This window comes from Phaeodactylibacter xiamenensis, from assembly GCF_000759025.1.
Lineage (GTDB): Bacteria > Bacteroidota > Bacteroidia > Chitinophagales > Saprospiraceae > Phaeodactylibacter > Phaeodactylibacter xiamenensis.
The window spans coordinates 1-871 of record NZ_JPOS01000155.1 but is presented as its reverse complement, the minus strand read 5'-3'; the positions used below and the strand labels follow the sequence as shown (position 1 = coordinate 871).

The 871-nt window shown below is 33.8% G+C and carries 1 protein-coding gene; it reads right to left on the bottom strand.

Annotated features, from left to right (window positions below; all coding sequences use genetic code 11):
• Positions 1 to 113: 113 nt before the first annotated feature.
• Positions 114 to 800 carry a hypothetical protein gene (locus IX84_RS30480; RefSeq protein ID WP_044230435.1) on the bottom strand — a complete coding sequence of 229 codons (687 nt, stop codon included), beginning with the start codon at positions 798 to 800 and terminating at the stop codon, positions 114 to 116.
• Positions 801 to 871: the final 71 nt, after the last annotated feature.

Sequence of the window (871 nt, the reverse complement as noted above, 5' to 3'; positions counted from 1 at the left end):
TCCTAATCGTTTGTTTATCAGCTTTTTATTCCCGAAATGGAGTGCGCCCAACGGTCTTGTGTATGTGGCGTGGCGGGCTTTTGCCCGACATGAACACATACACGTTGTTAGGCTCAGTTTTTATTCTTTTTCAATTTACAGTCTGTTCTCAAACTATCTAAAATTTCATCTTGCCTTTTATTCATTCTCCATTTTGTCTTATCGTCATAAACCTTATTTGTTTCAACGTATTTTTCTATGAAGTTGGTTTTGTTATCTCCGAAGCTACCATAACCTCCTCCATAAACTCCAATTATTTTTTCAACTCCGATTGTATCTTTTTCATCTTCTTTTGTTGCCCAAAATTTTGATTCGATTTCTACTAATTGGCCGTTCTCTTTTTTTATGTAATTCTTTTCGTTTATGTATCCACTTTTTAATTCACCGTCAAATAGATAAATTCCATTTTGAGGAATTTCGAATTGTAATCTTCCATTTATAATTTCAGGTTTTAACCCACATTCTGATTCTACGACTTTAATTGTTCCTTTGAAATTTTCTGAAACTATGTAATCTCGTTTTTGAGCCATTGTTGTTCCTATTGTACCTGCAACCCAAAAGAGTCCAATCATTAGAGGATACCAAATTACAATTGGTGTTATTGTCCACAATAATTTAGATTTTTTCGTCTTTTTTGTGCTCCAATAAATTAATGCTCCAATTAAAAATATTGGTCCACCAATGAAGATTATCAAATATGGATTGAGACTTACTACGAGTCCAATTATTATCAATATTTTTCCAATTAGTGAACGTTTCATTTTTCTTAATTGAGCCTAACGGCCCGGCTACGCGCAGGCTGGGATTCTAAATTTACTCTTTTCGTCCGATT

What these genes read in the sequence shown, in the direction of transcription:
- IX84_RS30480 (WP_044230435.1), bottom strand. Translation starts at nt 800, where the DNA reads ATGAAACGTTCACTAATTGGAAAAATATTGATAATAATTGGACTCGTA.